This window comes from Streptomyces sp. NPDC051677, from assembly GCF_044453465.1.
Classification (GTDB): Bacteria; Actinomycetota; Actinomycetes; order Streptomycetales; family Streptomycetaceae; genus Streptomyces.
The window spans coordinates 98,400-112,331 of the sequence record NZ_JBITCT010000028.1 but is presented as its reverse complement, the minus strand read 5'-3'; the positions used below and the strand labels follow the sequence as shown (position 1 = coordinate 112,331).

The following is a 13,932-nucleotide window of genomic DNA, read 5'->3' as shown; positions in this document are numbered from 1 at the left end:
ATCGGACGGTCGAGCGGCGCGCCCGCGTCGCTCAGCCCTCCGTCAGGGTGATGTCCTGCTCCTGCGTCGCGTGGAAGCGGGGCAGGAGCAGGCCGCCCGCGGGGCGGAGTTCCATCAGCGTGGCCTCTACGTGGGCCTTGCCGGGTTCGAGGTCCTTCGGGGTGGCCTTTCCGGTGTTCTCCCAGGTGTGCTCGGCGCCGTCGCACACGGCACGGCTGCCGCCGATGCCGTGCCGGACACCGGCGGATTTCTGGCCGACGGAGGAGCTGACGAACACGGGTCCCGTGTTGCCGACACAGCGGTAGGCGCCCGAGAGGGTGACGGTTCCGTCGGCGGCGATGCGGCCGACCGGGTCGACGGTGACGGACTCCGACGGAGCGGCGGTGGCGGTGGCGGCGGTGAGAGCCGGGGCGGCCAGCAGAAGCAGGGCGGCACCGGCGGCCGCGGACAGGGCGGGGCGCAGCGACATGGCAGAACCTCCAGTGGTGGGAGCCTCCACTGGTACCGGGCGGGCGCGTCCGCGGCGGTGATCGTCACTCCTTCGGTGGCGAGTCCGCACCGGTCGTCGATGAACGGTCGTGGAGTTGTCCTGGTGCTGTCACGCTTTCGGGCGCCCTCTGGCGATGACTTCCTGCCGGGCGCATGGTCTGTCCATGCGGGCCGACCGGACGGCCGACCCCACCGACGTGGAGGTGCGCCATGTGTTCCCACCAGTTTCCCAGCGCTTCTGCCGACGCCCACCCCGTGCACGTCGTCGCCGCCCACCCCGAGCAGGGCTGGAACCTGCTCTGCGACGGCACGATCGTCTTCGACGACTCCGGCGAGCTGCTGCCCGACGGCCGGGTCGTGGACCCGCACCGGGTGACCGTGACCGTGCCGCTGGTCGCAGAGCGGCTGGCTGTCGCCGCCTGACCCTGATCAGCGCCCCGGCCCGCTGATCGCGGCCCGCCGGCGCCGGTCACCGGTCCAGGACCGCGAACCCGTCCAGTTCGACGAGCGCCTGCTCGTCCCAGAGTCGTACGATTCCGACGACCGCCATCGCCGGATAGTCGTTGCCCGCCGACTCCCGCCAGATACGGCCCAGTTCGGGGGCGCACTCGCGATACGCGGCGACGTCCGTGACGTAGACCGTGACGCGCGCCAGGTCCGACGCCGTGCCGCCCGCCGCCGCCAACGCGGCCAGCAGATTCGCGAGCGCCCGCGCGAACTGTTCCGGCAGGGACTCCCCCACGACCTTCCCGTCGGCGTCGAGCGCGGTCTGGCCGGCCAGGAACACGATCCGACCGCCGACGGCGACGACGGCGTGGGAGAAGCCGGTGGGCGGGGAGAGTTCCGGCGGATTGACGCGCTCGACGGTCACCTGGCCTCCAGGTCTGCGTGTCCGGGATGTTCTGCCGGTCGGGCCTGTTCGGCGTACAACTCCCGGGCGATGATGCCTCGTTGGACCTCGCTGGCGCCCTCGTAGATCCGCGGCGCGCGCACCTCCCGGTAGAGGTGCTCCAGCAGATGGCCGCGGCGCAGCGCCCGCGCGCCGTGGAGTTGGACGGCCGCGTCGACGACGTACTGCGCGGTCTCGGTGGCGAGCAGCTTGGCCATCGCGGCCCGCTTGGGGACGTCCGGGGCCGCGTCGTCGTACGCCGCCGCCGCCGCGTGGACCATCAGACGGGCGGCCTCCGTGCGCAGCGCCATCTCGGCGACCTGGTGGGCAACTGCCTGAAGGTCCATCAACTTGCCGCCGAACGCGTCCCGTTGGGAGGTGTGGGCGAGAGTGGCGTCGAGGGCGGCCTGGGCCATGCCGACGGCGAAGGCGCCGACGCTGGGGCGGAACAGGTTGAGGGTGCCCATGGCGACCCGGAACCCGCGGTCGGGCTCGCCGAGCACGTCGTCCGCCGTGACCGGGACGGCGTCGAAGCGGAGGGCGCCGATGGGGTGCGGGGAGAGCATGTCGAGGGCGGAGCCGGTGAGGCCGGGCCGGTCGGCGGAAACGAGGAATGCGGTGACGCCGCGAGCGCCGGCCCCCTGGGCCGTGCGGGCGAAGACGGTGTAGAAGTCGGCCTCGGGAGCGTTGGAGATCCAGCACTTCTCGCCGGTGAGCCGCCAGCCGCCCGGGCCGTCCCGCTCGGCGGCCAGTGAGAGTGCCGCCGCGTCCGAGCCCGCGCCCGGCTCGCTCAGGGCGAACGCGGCCACCGCGCTGCCGTCGGCGACCCGGGGCAGCCAGCGTTCCCGCTGGGCGGGGGTGCCGTGGCCGTGGACCGGATGCGCGCCGAGTCCTTGCAGCGCGAGCGCGGTCTCCGCCTCCGTGCAGGCGTAGGCGAGGGACTCGCGCATCAGGCAGAGGTCGACGGCGCCGGAGGTGAACAGACGGGAGAGCAGACCGAGTCGGCCGAGTTCGGCGACGAGCAGGCGGTTGACGCGGCCCGGCTCGCCCTTCTCGGCAAGGGGACGCAGTCGGTCGGCGGCCAGCGTACGCAGCTCGGCACACCAGGCGGCTTGCGTCGGTTCGAGCGAGAATGCGGACATCTGATGTCCCCTCTGCCGTACGAGCGCTGTCCGATCTGTCTCCGGCGACTTCGCCGTCCGGACGGCCGCGCCCGATGCTGCTCGATCGTGCCGTGATCCGTCGGCCCCGGCCGCGTGTGTCTCCTCCGACAGTATCCGACGTTATCGCGTACCGTTGACTGTCGTCACCAAGGCGATACGCTCGAAGTGCGAGCCCAGGCCGACGCCCGCCCGGGCGGCCCAGCCGGACAGCCAGTCCATCCAGGCAAGGGGGCGCACGCCCATGAACGTCTCGGCCCATGTCGACACCTTCGCCCGCGACCATCTCCCGCCGCCCGGCCACTGGCCCGAGCTCCGCTTCGAGCTGCCCGAGCTGGACTACCCCGACCGTGTGAACTGCGCCGCCGAGCTGCTCGACCACGCCGCTCCGGAGCGGCCCGTCTTCCACACCCCGGCGGGGCCTTCCTGGACGTACGGCGAGCTGCGCGCCGGGGTCGACCGGATCGCGCATCTGCTCACCGGCGACCTCGGAGTCGTCCCCGGAAACCGTGTGCTGCTGCGCGGGCCCACCACGCCGTGGCTCGCGGCCTGCTGGCTGGCGGTGCTCAAGGCGGGCGCGATCGCGGTCACCGTCCTGGCGCAGCAGCGGCCGCACGAGTTGCGCACCATGTGCGACATCGCGCGGGTGGGGCACGCGCTGTGCGACATCAGGGCCGTCGACGACCTCGCCAAGGCGGAGATACCCGGGCTGCGGATCACGACCTACGGCGGTGACGCCCCCGACGACCTGCTGAACCGGCCGGCGCCGACCGAGCCGTACCCGGCCGTCGAAACCGCTTCCGACGATGTTGCGCTGATCGCGTTCACCTCCGGCACCACCGGCCGCCCGAAGGGCTGTCTGCACTTCCACCGGGATGTGCTGGCGATCGCCGACACCTTCTCGCGGCATGTACTGAAACCGCTTCCCGACGATGTCTTCGCCGGCAGTCCCCCACTCGGCTTCACCTTCGGTCTCGGCGGGCTGGTCGTCTTTCCGCTGCGGATCGGCGCCAGTGCGTTGTTGCTGGAACAGGCAAGCCCACGGCAGCTGTTGCCGGCGATCGCCGAGCACCGGGTGACCGTGCTGTTCACGGCGCCCACCGCCTACCGCGCGATGCTCGACGACCTCGACGCGCACGACGTCTCGTCGCTGCGGCGCTGCGTGTCCGCCGGCGAGAACCTGCCCGCCGCCACCTGGCGGACCTGGCACGAGCGGACCGGGCTGCGGCTGATCAACGGCATCGGCGCCACCGAACTGCTGCACATCTTCATCTCGGCGGCCGACGAGCGCATCCGGCCCGGCACGACCGGCGTCCCCGTGCCGGGCTGGCACGCGCGCGTGCAGGACGCGGGCGGCGCGCCCGTGCCCGACGGCGAGCCCGGGCTGCTCGCCGTGCGCGGCCCGGTCGGCTGCCGCTACCTCGCCGACCCGCGGCAACAGCAGTACGTGCGCGACGGTTGGAACGTCACCGGCGACACCTACGTCCGCGAGGCGGACGGCTACTTCCGGTATGTCGCCCGCGCCGACGACATGATCATCTCGGCCGGGTACAACATCGCGGGACCCGAGGTCGAGGAGGCCCTGCTGCGCCATCCGGACGTGGTCGAGGCGGCGGTCGTGGGGCGGACCGACGAGCGCCGGGGGCAGGTGGTCGTCGCGTTCGCCGTCCTGCGGGAGGGCGCCCGGCGCGACACGGAGGCGCTGCGCGCCTTTGTGAAACAGGAGCTGGCGCCGTACAAGTGCCCGCGCGAGTTCGTGTTCCTGGACGCGCTGCCGCGCACCGCGACCGGGAAACTGCAGAGATTCAGACTGCGCGCCGAAGACCGAAGCGAAGACCGAAGCGAGGACGACGGAGACGTCAGCGAAGGTGACAGCGCACCGCACACCGGTGATGACACCGATGGTGACCAGCAGTGATGTCGAAGAACTAAGATGATCAACGTGTCCGACCAGCCAGCACCCCGGTCTCTCATCGTCACGCTCTACGGCGCGTACGGCCGCTTCGCCCCGGGCCCGGTGCCCGTCGCCGAGCTGATCCGGCTGCTCGCCGCGGTCGGCGTCGACGCACCCTCCGTACGCTCCTCGGTGTCCCGGCTGAAGCGGCGCGGACTGCTGCTGCCGGCCCGTACCGCACAGGGCGCTGCCGGGTACGAACTGTCCGACGAGGCACGGCAGTTGCTCGACGACGGCGACCGGCGCATCTACGCCACGGCGCCCCACGCGGACGAGGGCTGGGTGCTGGCGGTGTTCTCGGTGCCGGAGTCGGAGCGGCAGAAGCGGCATGTGCTGCGGTCGCGGCTGGCCGGTCTGGGTTTCGGCACGGCGGCTCCTGGGGTGTGGATCGCCCCGGCGCGGCTGCACGACGAGACCCGGCACACCCTGCGCCGGCTGCGCCTGGACCCGTATGTCGACCTCTTCCGCGGCAAGCACCTCGGTTTCGCGCCGACCGTCGACGCCGTGGCCCGCTGGTGGGACCTTGCGGCCATCGCCAAGGAGCACGAGACGTTCCTCGACCGCCACGCGCGCGTGCTGGAGGCCTGGCAGCAGCGGCCGGACACCCCGCCGCAGGAGGCCTACCGCGACTACCTCCTGGCCCTGGACTCCTGGCGCCACCTGCCCTACACGGATCCCGGCCTGCCCGCGCGTCTGCTGCCGCAGGGCTGGCCGGGCACCCGCTCGGCAGCGGTGTTCCAGGCGCTGCACGAGCGGCTACGGGACGCGGGGGCGGAGTTCGCCGGGGTCCCCGGCGCCTGCCAGGAGGTCGCCGAGGCCCCCGGCGACCTCAACTCGTGAGCGTCAGACGGGGTTTGGGCGCGTCCGTGCGTCCGATGCGCGGGGGCCGGCTGCCCGCGCGGTAGGGGTCGGGCCAGTCCGCGCCGGGGCCGGCGTAGCCCTGCTCGGCGGCCGCGTGCAGGGTCCAGTTGGGGTCGTAGAGGTGGGGCCTGGCGAGGGCGCACAGGTCCGTACGGCCCGCCAGGATAAGGGAGTTGACGTCGTCCCAGGAGGAGATCGCGCCGACCGCGATCACCGGGACGCCCGTCTCGTGCCGGATCCGGTCGGCGAACGGCGTCTGGTACGAGCGTCCGAACTCAGGCCGCTCCTCGGCCACCACCTGCCCGGTGGACACGTCGATCGCGTCGACCCCGTGCGCGGCGAAGGCTCGGGCGATCTCGACGGCGTCGTCGGCCGAAGTGCCGCCCTCGGCCCAGTCGGTGGCGGAGATGCGCACGGTCATCGGGCGGTCCGCCGGCCAGACCTCGCGGACCGCGTCGAAGACCTCCAGTGGGAAGCGCAGCCGCTTGGCGAGCGATCCTCCGTAGGCGTCCGTGCGGCGGTTGGTCAGCGGGGAGAGGAAGCCGGACAGCAAGTAGCCGTGGGCGCAGTGCAGTTCGAGCAGGTCGAAGCCCGAGCGGGCGGCCCGCCCGGCTGCGGCGGCGAACTGTTCGCGCAGATCGGTGAGTTGGGCACGGCCGAGGGCGCGGGGGGTCTGACTGTCCGGCTTGTAGGGCAGCGGGGAGGCGGCCACGAGCGGCCAGTTGCCGTCGGGCAGCGGTTCGTCCATGCCCTCCCACATCAGTCTGGTCGAGCCCTTGCGTCCGCTGTGGCCGAGCTGGACGCCGATCGCGGCGCCCGGCGCCCGCGTGTGCACGAAGTCGGTGATCCGCCGCCAGGCGTCGGCCTGTCTGCCGGTGTAGAGGCCGGTGCAGCCGGGGGTGATGCGCCCCACCGGGGACACGCACACCATCTCGGTCATCACCAGGGCGGCCCCGCCGAGGGCGCGGGCGCCGAGGTGGACGAGGTGGAAGTCACCGGGGACGCCGTCGGTGGCGGAGTACATGTCCATGGGTGAGACGACGACCCGGTTGCGCAGGGTCAGACCGCGCAGCCGGAACGGGGTGAACATCGGGGGCGTCCCGGGCGGACAGCCGAACTCCCGCTCCACGGCCTGCGTGAAGCGGGGGTCGCGCAGCCGCAGGTTGTCGTGGGTGACGCGACGGCTGCGGGTGAGGAGGTTGAAGGCGAACCTGCGGGGCGGCTGGTCGAGGTAGAGGCCGAGGTTCTCGAACCACTCCAGGCTGGCGCGGGCGGCCCGCTGGGTGGAGGCGACGACGGGCCTGCGCTCCTCCTCGTACGCGGTCAACGCCGAGGACAGGTCGGGGTGTTCCGCCAGACAGGCCGCCAGCGCCAGGGCGTCCTCGACGGCGAGCTTGGTGCCGGAGCCGATGGAGAAGTGGGCGGTGTGGGCGGCGTCGCCCAGCAGGACGAGGTTGCCGTGCGACCACCGTTCGTTGACCACCGTACGGAACGTGGTCCAGGTGGAGTTGTTGGACTTCAGGGGGCGTCCGCCGAGCGCGTCCGCGAAGATCTTGGCGCAGCGCTCGACCGACTCCCGCTCGTCGAGTTCGTCGAAACCGGCTGCTCGCCAGACTTCCTCGCGCATCTCGACGATCACGGTCGAGGCGTCGGCCGCGAAGGGGTAGGCGTGCAACTGCATCACGCCGTGCTCGGTCTCGGCGATCTCGAAGCGGAAGGCGTCGAGGGCGAAGTCGGCGGCGAGCCAGATGTAGCGGCAGCGGTGGCCCTCCACCTGGGGCCGGAAGACCTGGGCGTACGCCTCGCGGGTGGTGCTGTGCACACCGTCGGCGGCGATGACGAGGTCGTACTCCTCCGCCAGCCAGGCGGGGTACGGAGCCTCGGTGCAAAAACGCAGGTCCACGCCGAGGAAGCGGCAGCGCTCGTGCAGGATCTGCAGAAGACGTTTTCTGCCGAGGGCGGCGAAGCCGTGTCCTCGGGAGGTGTGGCGGGCGCCTCGGTGGACGATGTCGATGTCGTCCCAGCGGATGAAGTCTCGTTGGAGGGCCGTGTAGACCTGCGGGTCGGCGTGTTCGATGCCGCCCAGGGTCTCGTCGGAGAGGACCACTCCGAAGCCGAAGGTGTCGTCGGGCGCGTTGCGTTCCCAGAGGGTTATGTCCCGGGTGGGGTCCAGGCGTTTCAGCAACGCTGCGGCGTAGAGGCCGCCGGGGCCGCCGCCGATGATCGCGATGCGTCGGGGGTGGCGGGCGGCCGTCGGCGGCTGCGGGTCGTCGGCGGCTGGTCGCGCCCGCGCGGCGGCAGCGGCGGGTTCGACGCGGCCCCGCGCCCCTGGGGAGGTGGCCCGGACGTCGGCTGCCATGTCTACCGCCCCTTCCACTTCGGAGGGCGCTTCTCCTTGAACGCGGCGTGGAACTCCGTGTAGTCCTCGCCGTTCATCAAGAGGGCCTGAGTGGCCGCGTCCAGCTCCACCGCCGTCGCCAGCGGCATGTCCAGCTCGGCCGTCAGCAGGGCCTTCGTCTGGGCGTACGCCAGGGCCGGGCCGTCGGCCAGGCGGCGGGCGAGGGTCTGTGCGGCCTCGTCGGCCCGGCCCTCTTCCGTCAGCTCGCTGATCAGGCCGATCCGTTCGGCCTCGGGGGCGCGGACCGGTTCGCCGAGCATGAGCAGGCGGGTGGCGTGGCCGAGGCCGACGACGCGGGGCAGGAGGTAGGCGGCGCCCATGTCGCCGCCGGACAGGCCGACGCGGGTGAAGAGGAACGCGAAGCGGGCGCTGGGGTCGGCGACCCGGAAGTCCGCGGCCAGGGCGAGGACCGCGCCGGCGCCCGCCGCCACTCCGTGCACGGCCGCGATCACCGGGAACGGGCACTCCCGTACGGCCCGCACGACCTGGCCGGTCATCCGGTTGAAGTCGAGGAGCTGGGCGGTGTCCATGCCGAGGGTGGCGCCGATGATCTCGTCGACGTCCCCGCCGGAGCAGAAGCCGCGTCCCGCGCCGGCCAGGACCAGGGCGCGGACCGACCGTTCCCGGGACAGCTCGGCGAGCAGGTCGCGCAGGTCGGCGTAGGCGCCGAAGGTGAGGGCGTTGAGTTTCTCGGGACGGGCCAGGGTGACGGTGGCGATGCCGTCGGTGAGCTCGACGCGCAGGTGACGCCAGTCGGAGGTGCGGGCGGCGGAGCCGGTGAAGGGACTCATGAAGCGGCCTCCTCGACAGTCACCTCCGAAGTTATCACCCTCTCGTGACTGTCGTCATGAGTGCGCGATAGGCCGTCCGGGCAGAATCGCCGTGTCACCGCACGGCATGTTCCCGTCACACACGTCACCGGTCGTCAATAAGGCGGTAACAACGGGATCAGGCGCGCGAGGGGGGCCGTTGACCCGGGTATGCCGCCGGTAGCGGGGCCGAGGGTCCCGTACGGCACCCGCCGAGCGCCTCTGCCGGAGGCCGCCGTTACCATTCATAAAGTTGAAAGCAGGACCGCCTGATGTCGATCACGGGACCCTGCGCCATGAACGGACTCGCCTTGCACGAACGCCCCGCCGACTCCGCCGCCTCCTGGCGAATCGCACTGCCGCACTCCGCCGCGGCCGTGCCGGTGGCCCGCGCACTGGTCCGTACGGCGCTGGCCGAGCTGAAGCACGGAGCGGACAGCGACACCGCGGAGCTGCTCACCGCCGAGCTGGTGGCGAACGCCGTGGAGCACACCGCCGGGGACGCCCCGATTGAGCTGGTCGTGGAGCTGCAGCCGACCGGCTGCCAGGTCGAGGTGCACGACCCCGACCCGGTTCCGCCCGGCGATCTCACCCGTCCGTCCGGCGAGGAGCCCGACCCCTGGCAGGAGCACGGGCGGGGGCTGCTGCTGATCCGCGCCCTCAGCTCGTCCTGCGGGCACCGGCCCACGGACCAGGGCAAGGCCGTGTGGTTCAGGCTGACCGCGGTCCCGCAGCAGTGGCGTCCGCGTCCGGCGTGACGCCGACCGCCCGGACGACATGAGGCCCGGACGACATGAGGCCCGGACGACATGGGGCCAGGTCAGGCCAGGGTCGCCACGAGTACGGCCTTGATGGTGTGCAGACGGTTCTCCGCCTCGTCGAAGACGACCGAGTACTCCGACTCGAAGACCTCGTCGGTGACTTCCAGGGAGTCGAGGCCGTGACTGTCGTATATGTCCTGGCCGACCTTGGTGCCCAGGTCGTGGAAGGCGGGCAGGCAGTGCAGGAACCTGACGTCCGGGTTGCCGGTGGCGCGCAGGACGTCCATGGTCACGGCGTACGGGGCGAGGGCGGTGATCCGCTCGTCCCAGACCGCCTTGGGCTCGCCCATGGAGACCCACACGTCGGTGGCGACGAAGTCGGCGCCCGCCACGCCCTCGGCCACGTCCTCGGTGAGCAGGATCGTGGCGCCTGAGGCCTCGGCCAGCTCGCGGGCGCGGCCGACGACCTCGTCACCGGGCCAGTACGCCTTGGGCGCGACGATGCGGACGTCCATGCCGAGCAGCGCCCCGGTGACCAGGTAGGAGTTGCCCATGTTGAAGCGGGCGTCGCCGAGGTAGGCGAAGGCGATCCCGTTCAGCGGCTTGCTGCTGTGCTCGGTCATGGTGAGCACGTCGGCGAGCATCTGGGTGGGGTGCCAGTCGTCGGTGAGGCCGTTGTAGACGGGGACGCCCGCGTGGGCGGCGAGCTCCTCGACCTTCTGCTGGCTGTCGCCGCGGTACTCGATGCCGTCGTACATCCGGCCCAGGACGCGCGCGGTGTCCTTCACCGACTCCTTGTGGCCGATCTGCGAGCCGGAGGGGTCGAGGTACGTGGTCGACGCGCCCTGGTCGGCGGCGGCGACCTCGAACGCGCAGCGGGTCCGCGTGGACGTCTTCTCGAAGATCAGCGCGATGTTCCTGCCGCGCAGGTGCTGGGGCTCGGTCCCGGCCTTCTTGGCGGCCTTCAGCTCGGCGGCCAGCTCGATCAGGCCGCGGAACTCCTGCGCCGTGAAGTCCAGCTCCTTGAGGAAGTGGCGGCCGGCGAGGGCGGTCGGGACAGTCGCCATGGGGGCGCTCCAGAGGTACGAGAACAGGACCGTGGAAGTCTATACGAAGATTAGAATTTCTATACGGTCCGGTTCTGCCACGGCCCCCGGTCCTATACGGCCGCCCGTTCGACCGGACAGCTCATGCAGCGCGGCCCGCCCCTCCCCCGGCCCAGCTCGCTGCCCGGGATCTCTATCACCTCGATGCCCTGTTTCCGCAGATGGGTGTTGGTGGTGACGTTGCGCTCGTAGGCGATGACGACGCCCGGCTCCACGGCGAGGACGTTGCAGCCGTCGTCCCACTGCTCGCGTTCGGCCGCGTGCACGTCCTGGGTGGCGGTGAGCACACGGATCTCACTGAGGCCGAGGGCGGCGGCGATCGCGCGGTGCATGTGCTCCGGAGGATGGTCGGTGACCTTCAACTCCTTCTCGCCGGCGCCCGGTTCGATGGTGTACGAGCGGAGCATGCCGAGGCCCGCGTACTGGGTGAAGACATCGCCGTCGACCATCGTCATCACGGTGTCGAGGTGCATGAAAGCGCGCCGCTTCGGCATGTCGAGGGCCACGATGGTCTCGGCCGAGCCCGCCGCGAACAGCTTGTGGGCGAGCATCTCGACGGCCTGCGCGGTGGTGCGCTCGCTCATGCCGATCAGCACGGCGCCGTTGCCGATGACGAGGACGTCGCCGCCCTCGATGGTGGACGGGTAGTCGGACTGCCCCTCGGACCAGACGCGGAACGTTTCGCCGCGGAAGAGGGGGTGGTGCCGGTAGATCGCCTCGAAGTGGACGGTCTCGCGCTGCCGGGCCGGCCAGCGCATGGCGTTGATGGCGACGCCGTCGTAGATCCAGGCGGAGGTGTCGCGGGTGAAGAGGTGGTTGGGGAGGGGGTCGAGGAGGAAGTCGTCGAGGTCCATCACATGGAAGCGCACGGACGTCGGCTCGGCGTGCGCTTCCAGGAACTCCCGCTTGGTCATGCCGCCGACGAGGGCCTCCGCCAGCTCCGGGGCGGGCAGGGCGTCGAAGGCGGCACGCAGGTGATCGGTGGCGAGCACCCCGTACTCCTTCTCGTCGAAGACGCGGTCCAGGACGAGCGCTCTGGCCGCCGGGATCTTTAGGGCCTCGGTGAGCAGGTCGCCGAAGAGATGCACGGCGACGCCGCGGTCGCGCAGCACATCGGCGAAGCCGTCGTGCTCGGCGCGCGCCCGGCGCACCCAGAGCACGTCGTCGAAGAGCAGGGCGTCCTTGTTGCTGGGGGTGAGCCTTTTGAGCTCGAGATCCGGCCGGTGCAGGATGACGCGGCGCAGCCGCCCGGCCTCGGAGTCGACATGGAATCCCATGTCTCCATCCTGACCATCGGGGACCGTCTTCACCCGCTGCCCGACCGTTTCTGTATCCGCTTTGTTTTCGTCCCCTTGACGACAAGCCTTCCTCGCGACTATCGTCAGATTATCGTCGCAGTGACGAAAATTGCGGGAACGAGGGGGATCACCCATGGCCGACATCACCCGGCGGCTGGGCTGGCGTCATCTGCGCGGCGGCCCCACGGCACACGTCCGCCACCACCGCTCGGGCAAGCTGGTGCACGACGGACCCGGGCTCAGCTTCTGGTTCCGCTCACTGAGCGCCGCGCTCTCCGAAGTACCGGTCGACGACCGGGAGTTGGCCATGACCTTCCATGCCCGTACGGTCGACTTCCAGGACGTGGCGGTGCAGGCGACGGTGACCTACCGGGTCAGCGATCCGGCCGTGGCCGCCGCCCGTCTCGACTTCTCCATCGACCCGGACACCGGCGCGTGGCGCAGCGCGCCCCTGGCGCAGCTCGGCACGCTTCTGACGGAGACGGCGCAACAGCACGCGCTGGACGTCCTCGCGCGTACGTCGCTGTCCTCGGCGCTGGTGGACGGTGTGACGGCGGTGCGGGAGCGGATCGCGGCGGGGTTGGCGACGGAACCGCGGCTGCCGGCCACGGGCATCGAGATCGTGGCCGTCCGGGTCGTCGCGCTGCGTCCGGAGCCGGAGGTGGAGCGGGCGCTGCGGACCCCGGCGCGCGAGCTGATCCAGCAGGAGGCCGACCGGGCGACGTACGAGCGGCGGGCGGTGGCCGTCGAGCGGGAGCGGACGATCGCCGAGAACGAACTGGCCAGCAGGATCGAACTCGCCCGCCGTGAGGAGCAGTTGGTCGAACAGCGCGGTACGAACACCCGCCGCGAGGCGGAGGAGAACGCGGCCGCGGACAAGGTCCGGGCGGAGGCGGAGGCGACGCGAACCGTCCGGCTCGCGGAGGCGGAGGCCGCGCGGTCGGTGAAGCTGGGGGAGGCGGAGGCCGCGAAGCAGGTGCGGTTGGCGGACGCCGAGGCGCAGCGCACGGAGCGGCTGACCCAGGCGGAGGCGGCGCGCACGGTCCGGCTCGCGGAGGCGGAGGCCGCGCGGTCGGTGCAGTTGGCGCGCGCCGAGGCGGAGGCGGCGCGCGAGGTCGGCGAGGCGCGGGCCCAGGCGCAGGCGGCCTGGCTGCGGGTGCACGGCGACGTGGACGTGGCGACCCTGCACGCGCTCACCGGGACGCGGCTGGCGGAGAACCTGCCGCACATCGACAGCGTGACGATCTCGCCGGACGTGCTGACCGGGCTGCTGTCGCGGCTCGGCGCGGGGGAACGGGAATGAGTCTCGCCCCGCGGGCCGTGCTGGTCCACCGCACCACGGAGTACGAGGAACTGGTGGCCCGCCACGGCACGCACGGCCAGGCCGCCTTCTTCCTCTCCTCGCGGGGCCGGGACATCGAGGAGGTCGCCGAACGCCACCGCCGCACGAGGCGGGCACTGGCCGAGGTGACGGCCGCGATTCCCCTGACGTGGCGTCAAACCCGCGTCGAACGAGCCGACTTGGACCGCTTCCAGTTCGCGCCTGAGGACGTGGTGGTCGTGGTCGGACAGGACGGCCTGGTGGCGAACGTCGCCAAGTACCTCGCCGGGCAGCCGGTGGTGGGCATCGACACGGACCCCGGCCGCAACCCGGGGTCCTGGTCCGCCACCGCCCGGAGGACGCGCGGACCCTCCTGCCTTCCGTGCTCGCGTCCGGCACCGGCACGGCCGAGCTGACCATGGTCGAGGCGGTCGCCGACGACACCCAACGGCTGCTGGCCCTCAACGAGATCTACCTGGGCGCCGCAGGCCACCAGACCGCCCGCTACCGCCTGGGCCTCGACGACGACGGGGGCGCCGTCGAGGCTCAGGCCTCCTCCGGAGTGCTGGTGGGCACCGGCACGGGGGCGACCGGCTGGATCCGCTCGGTGTGGCAGGAACGGGCCGGCAGCGGTCGCCTACAGCTGCCGGGCCCGACGGAGGACCGCCTGGTGTGGTTCGTACGCGAGGCATGGCCGTCCCCCGCGACCGGCACCTCCCTGGTCGCCGGCGAACTCGCGGCCGGCGGCCGGCTGACCCTCACCGTCGAATCAGAACGCCTCATCGCCTTCGGCGACGGCATCGAGAGCGACGCGGTGGAACTGACATGGGGGCAGCGGGTGCGGGTCGGGGTGTGCGGGGAGCGGTTGCGGTTGGCGGGGTGAGCG

Annotated in this window: 12 protein-coding genes and 1 pseudogene; 6 read left to right on the top strand and 7 right to left on the bottom strand. The window is 71.9% G+C overall.

All coding sequences use genetic code 11. The features are described 5' to 3' along the window. Window positions 1–31: 31 nt before the first annotated feature. The gene (locus ACIBAF_RS29400; RefSeq protein ID WP_399467020.1) at window positions 32–469 is read right to left on the bottom strand and encodes a DUF6299 family protein; all 438 of its coding nucleotides are present in this window, start codon (window positions 467–469) and stop codon (window positions 32–34) included. A gap of 230 nt (window positions 470–699) precedes the next feature. Here ACIBAF_RS29400 and ACIBAF_RS29395 point away from each other — a divergent pair, with 230 nt between their 5' ends. After that, window positions 700–912: a DUF5999 family protein gene (locus tag ACIBAF_RS29395; protein WP_399467018.1), complete on the top strand. Its 213-nt coding sequence runs from the start codon at window positions 700–702 to the stop codon at window positions 910–912. A gap of 46 nt (window positions 913–958) precedes the next feature. Here the strand turns inward: ACIBAF_RS29395 and ACIBAF_RS29390 are convergent, their stop codons facing one another. Together ACIBAF_RS29390 and ACIBAF_RS29385 are read right to left on the bottom strand one after the other, a co-directional pair. Further along, on the bottom strand, window positions 959–1,360 hold the full coding sequence (locus ACIBAF_RS29390) for a RidA family protein (RefSeq protein WP_399467016.1): 402 nt from the start codon (window positions 1,358–1,360) through the stop codon (window positions 959–961). Further along, on the bottom strand, window positions 1,357–2,520 hold the full coding sequence (locus ACIBAF_RS29385) for an acyl-CoA dehydrogenase family protein (RefSeq protein WP_399467014.1): 1,164 nt from the start codon (window positions 2,518–2,520) through the stop codon (window positions 1,357–1,359). The genes ACIBAF_RS29390 and ACIBAF_RS29385 overlap by 4 nt, the downstream gene beginning before the upstream one ends. Before the next feature lie 262 nt (window positions 2,521–2,782). On the opposite strand from ACIBAF_RS29385, the gene ACIBAF_RS29380 reads away from it, so the two are divergent. Next, complete coding sequence (locus ACIBAF_RS29380) at window positions 2,783–4,456, top strand: AMP-binding protein (RefSeq protein ID WP_399467012.1); 1,674 nt, start codon at window positions 2,783–2,785, stop codon at window positions 4,454–4,456. A 15-nt stretch (window positions 4,457–4,471) separates the two neighbouring features. After that, window positions 4,472–5,332, top strand: a complete 861-nt coding sequence (locus tag ACIBAF_RS29375; RefSeq protein WP_399467010.1) for a PaaX family transcriptional regulator C-terminal domain-containing protein — start codon at window positions 4,472–4,474, stop codon at window positions 5,330–5,332. On the opposite strand, the gene ACIBAF_RS29370 is transcribed toward ACIBAF_RS29375, so the two are convergent. Both ACIBAF_RS29370 and ACIBAF_RS29365 read right to left on the bottom strand, forming a co-directional pair. Continuing rightward, the gene (locus tag ACIBAF_RS29370; protein ID WP_399467009.1) at window positions 5,322–7,712 is read right to left on the bottom strand and encodes a bifunctional salicylyl-CoA 5-hydroxylase/oxidoreductase; all 2,391 of its coding nucleotides are present in this window, start codon (window positions 7,710–7,712) and stop codon (window positions 5,322–5,324) included. The genes ACIBAF_RS29375 and ACIBAF_RS29370 overlap by 11 nt on opposite strands. A 2-nt stretch (window positions 7,713–7,714) precedes the next feature. Further along, window positions 7,715–8,542: an enoyl-CoA hydratase family protein gene (locus ACIBAF_RS29365; protein WP_399467007.1), complete on the bottom strand. Its 828-nt coding sequence runs from the start codon at window positions 8,540–8,542 to the stop codon at window positions 7,715–7,717. Between the two features lie 314 nt (window positions 8,543–8,856). Here ACIBAF_RS29365 and ACIBAF_RS29360 point away from each other — a divergent pair, with 314 nt between their 5' ends. Continuing rightward, window positions 8,857–9,318: an ATP-binding protein gene (locus tag ACIBAF_RS29360; protein ID WP_399467059.1), complete on the top strand. Its 462-nt coding sequence runs from the start codon at window positions 8,857–8,859 to the stop codon at window positions 9,316–9,318. A gap of 62 nt (window positions 9,319–9,380) precedes the next feature. Here ACIBAF_RS29360 and argF read toward each other — a convergent pair whose 3' ends face one another. Both argF and ACIBAF_RS29350 read right to left on the bottom strand, forming a co-directional pair. Then, window positions 9,381–10,388, bottom strand: coding sequence for an ornithine carbamoyltransferase (argF, locus tag ACIBAF_RS29355; RefSeq protein ID WP_399467005.1), 1,008 nt, complete (start codon window positions 10,386–10,388; stop codon window positions 9,381–9,383). Between the two features lie 92 nt (window positions 10,389–10,480). Further along, window positions 10,481–11,704: an arginine deiminase gene (locus ACIBAF_RS29350; RefSeq protein ID WP_399467003.1), complete on the bottom strand. Its 1,224-nt coding sequence runs from the start codon at window positions 11,702–11,704 to the stop codon at window positions 10,481–10,483. Window positions 11,705–11,858: 154 nt separating this feature from the next. Here ACIBAF_RS29350 and ACIBAF_RS29345 point away from each other — a divergent pair, with 154 nt between their 5' ends. Further along, window positions 11,859–13,028 (top strand): SPFH domain-containing protein, encoded by a 1,170-nt coding sequence (locus tag ACIBAF_RS29345; protein WP_399467002.1) that lies wholly within the window; start codon window positions 11,859–11,861, stop codon window positions 13,026–13,028. Continuing rightward, a pseudogene (locus ACIBAF_RS29340) lies at window positions 13,025–13,929 on the top strand (hypothetical protein). The gene ACIBAF_RS29345 and the pseudogene ACIBAF_RS29340 overlap by 4 nt, the downstream one beginning before the upstream one ends. Window positions 13,930–13,932: the final 3 nt, after the last annotated feature.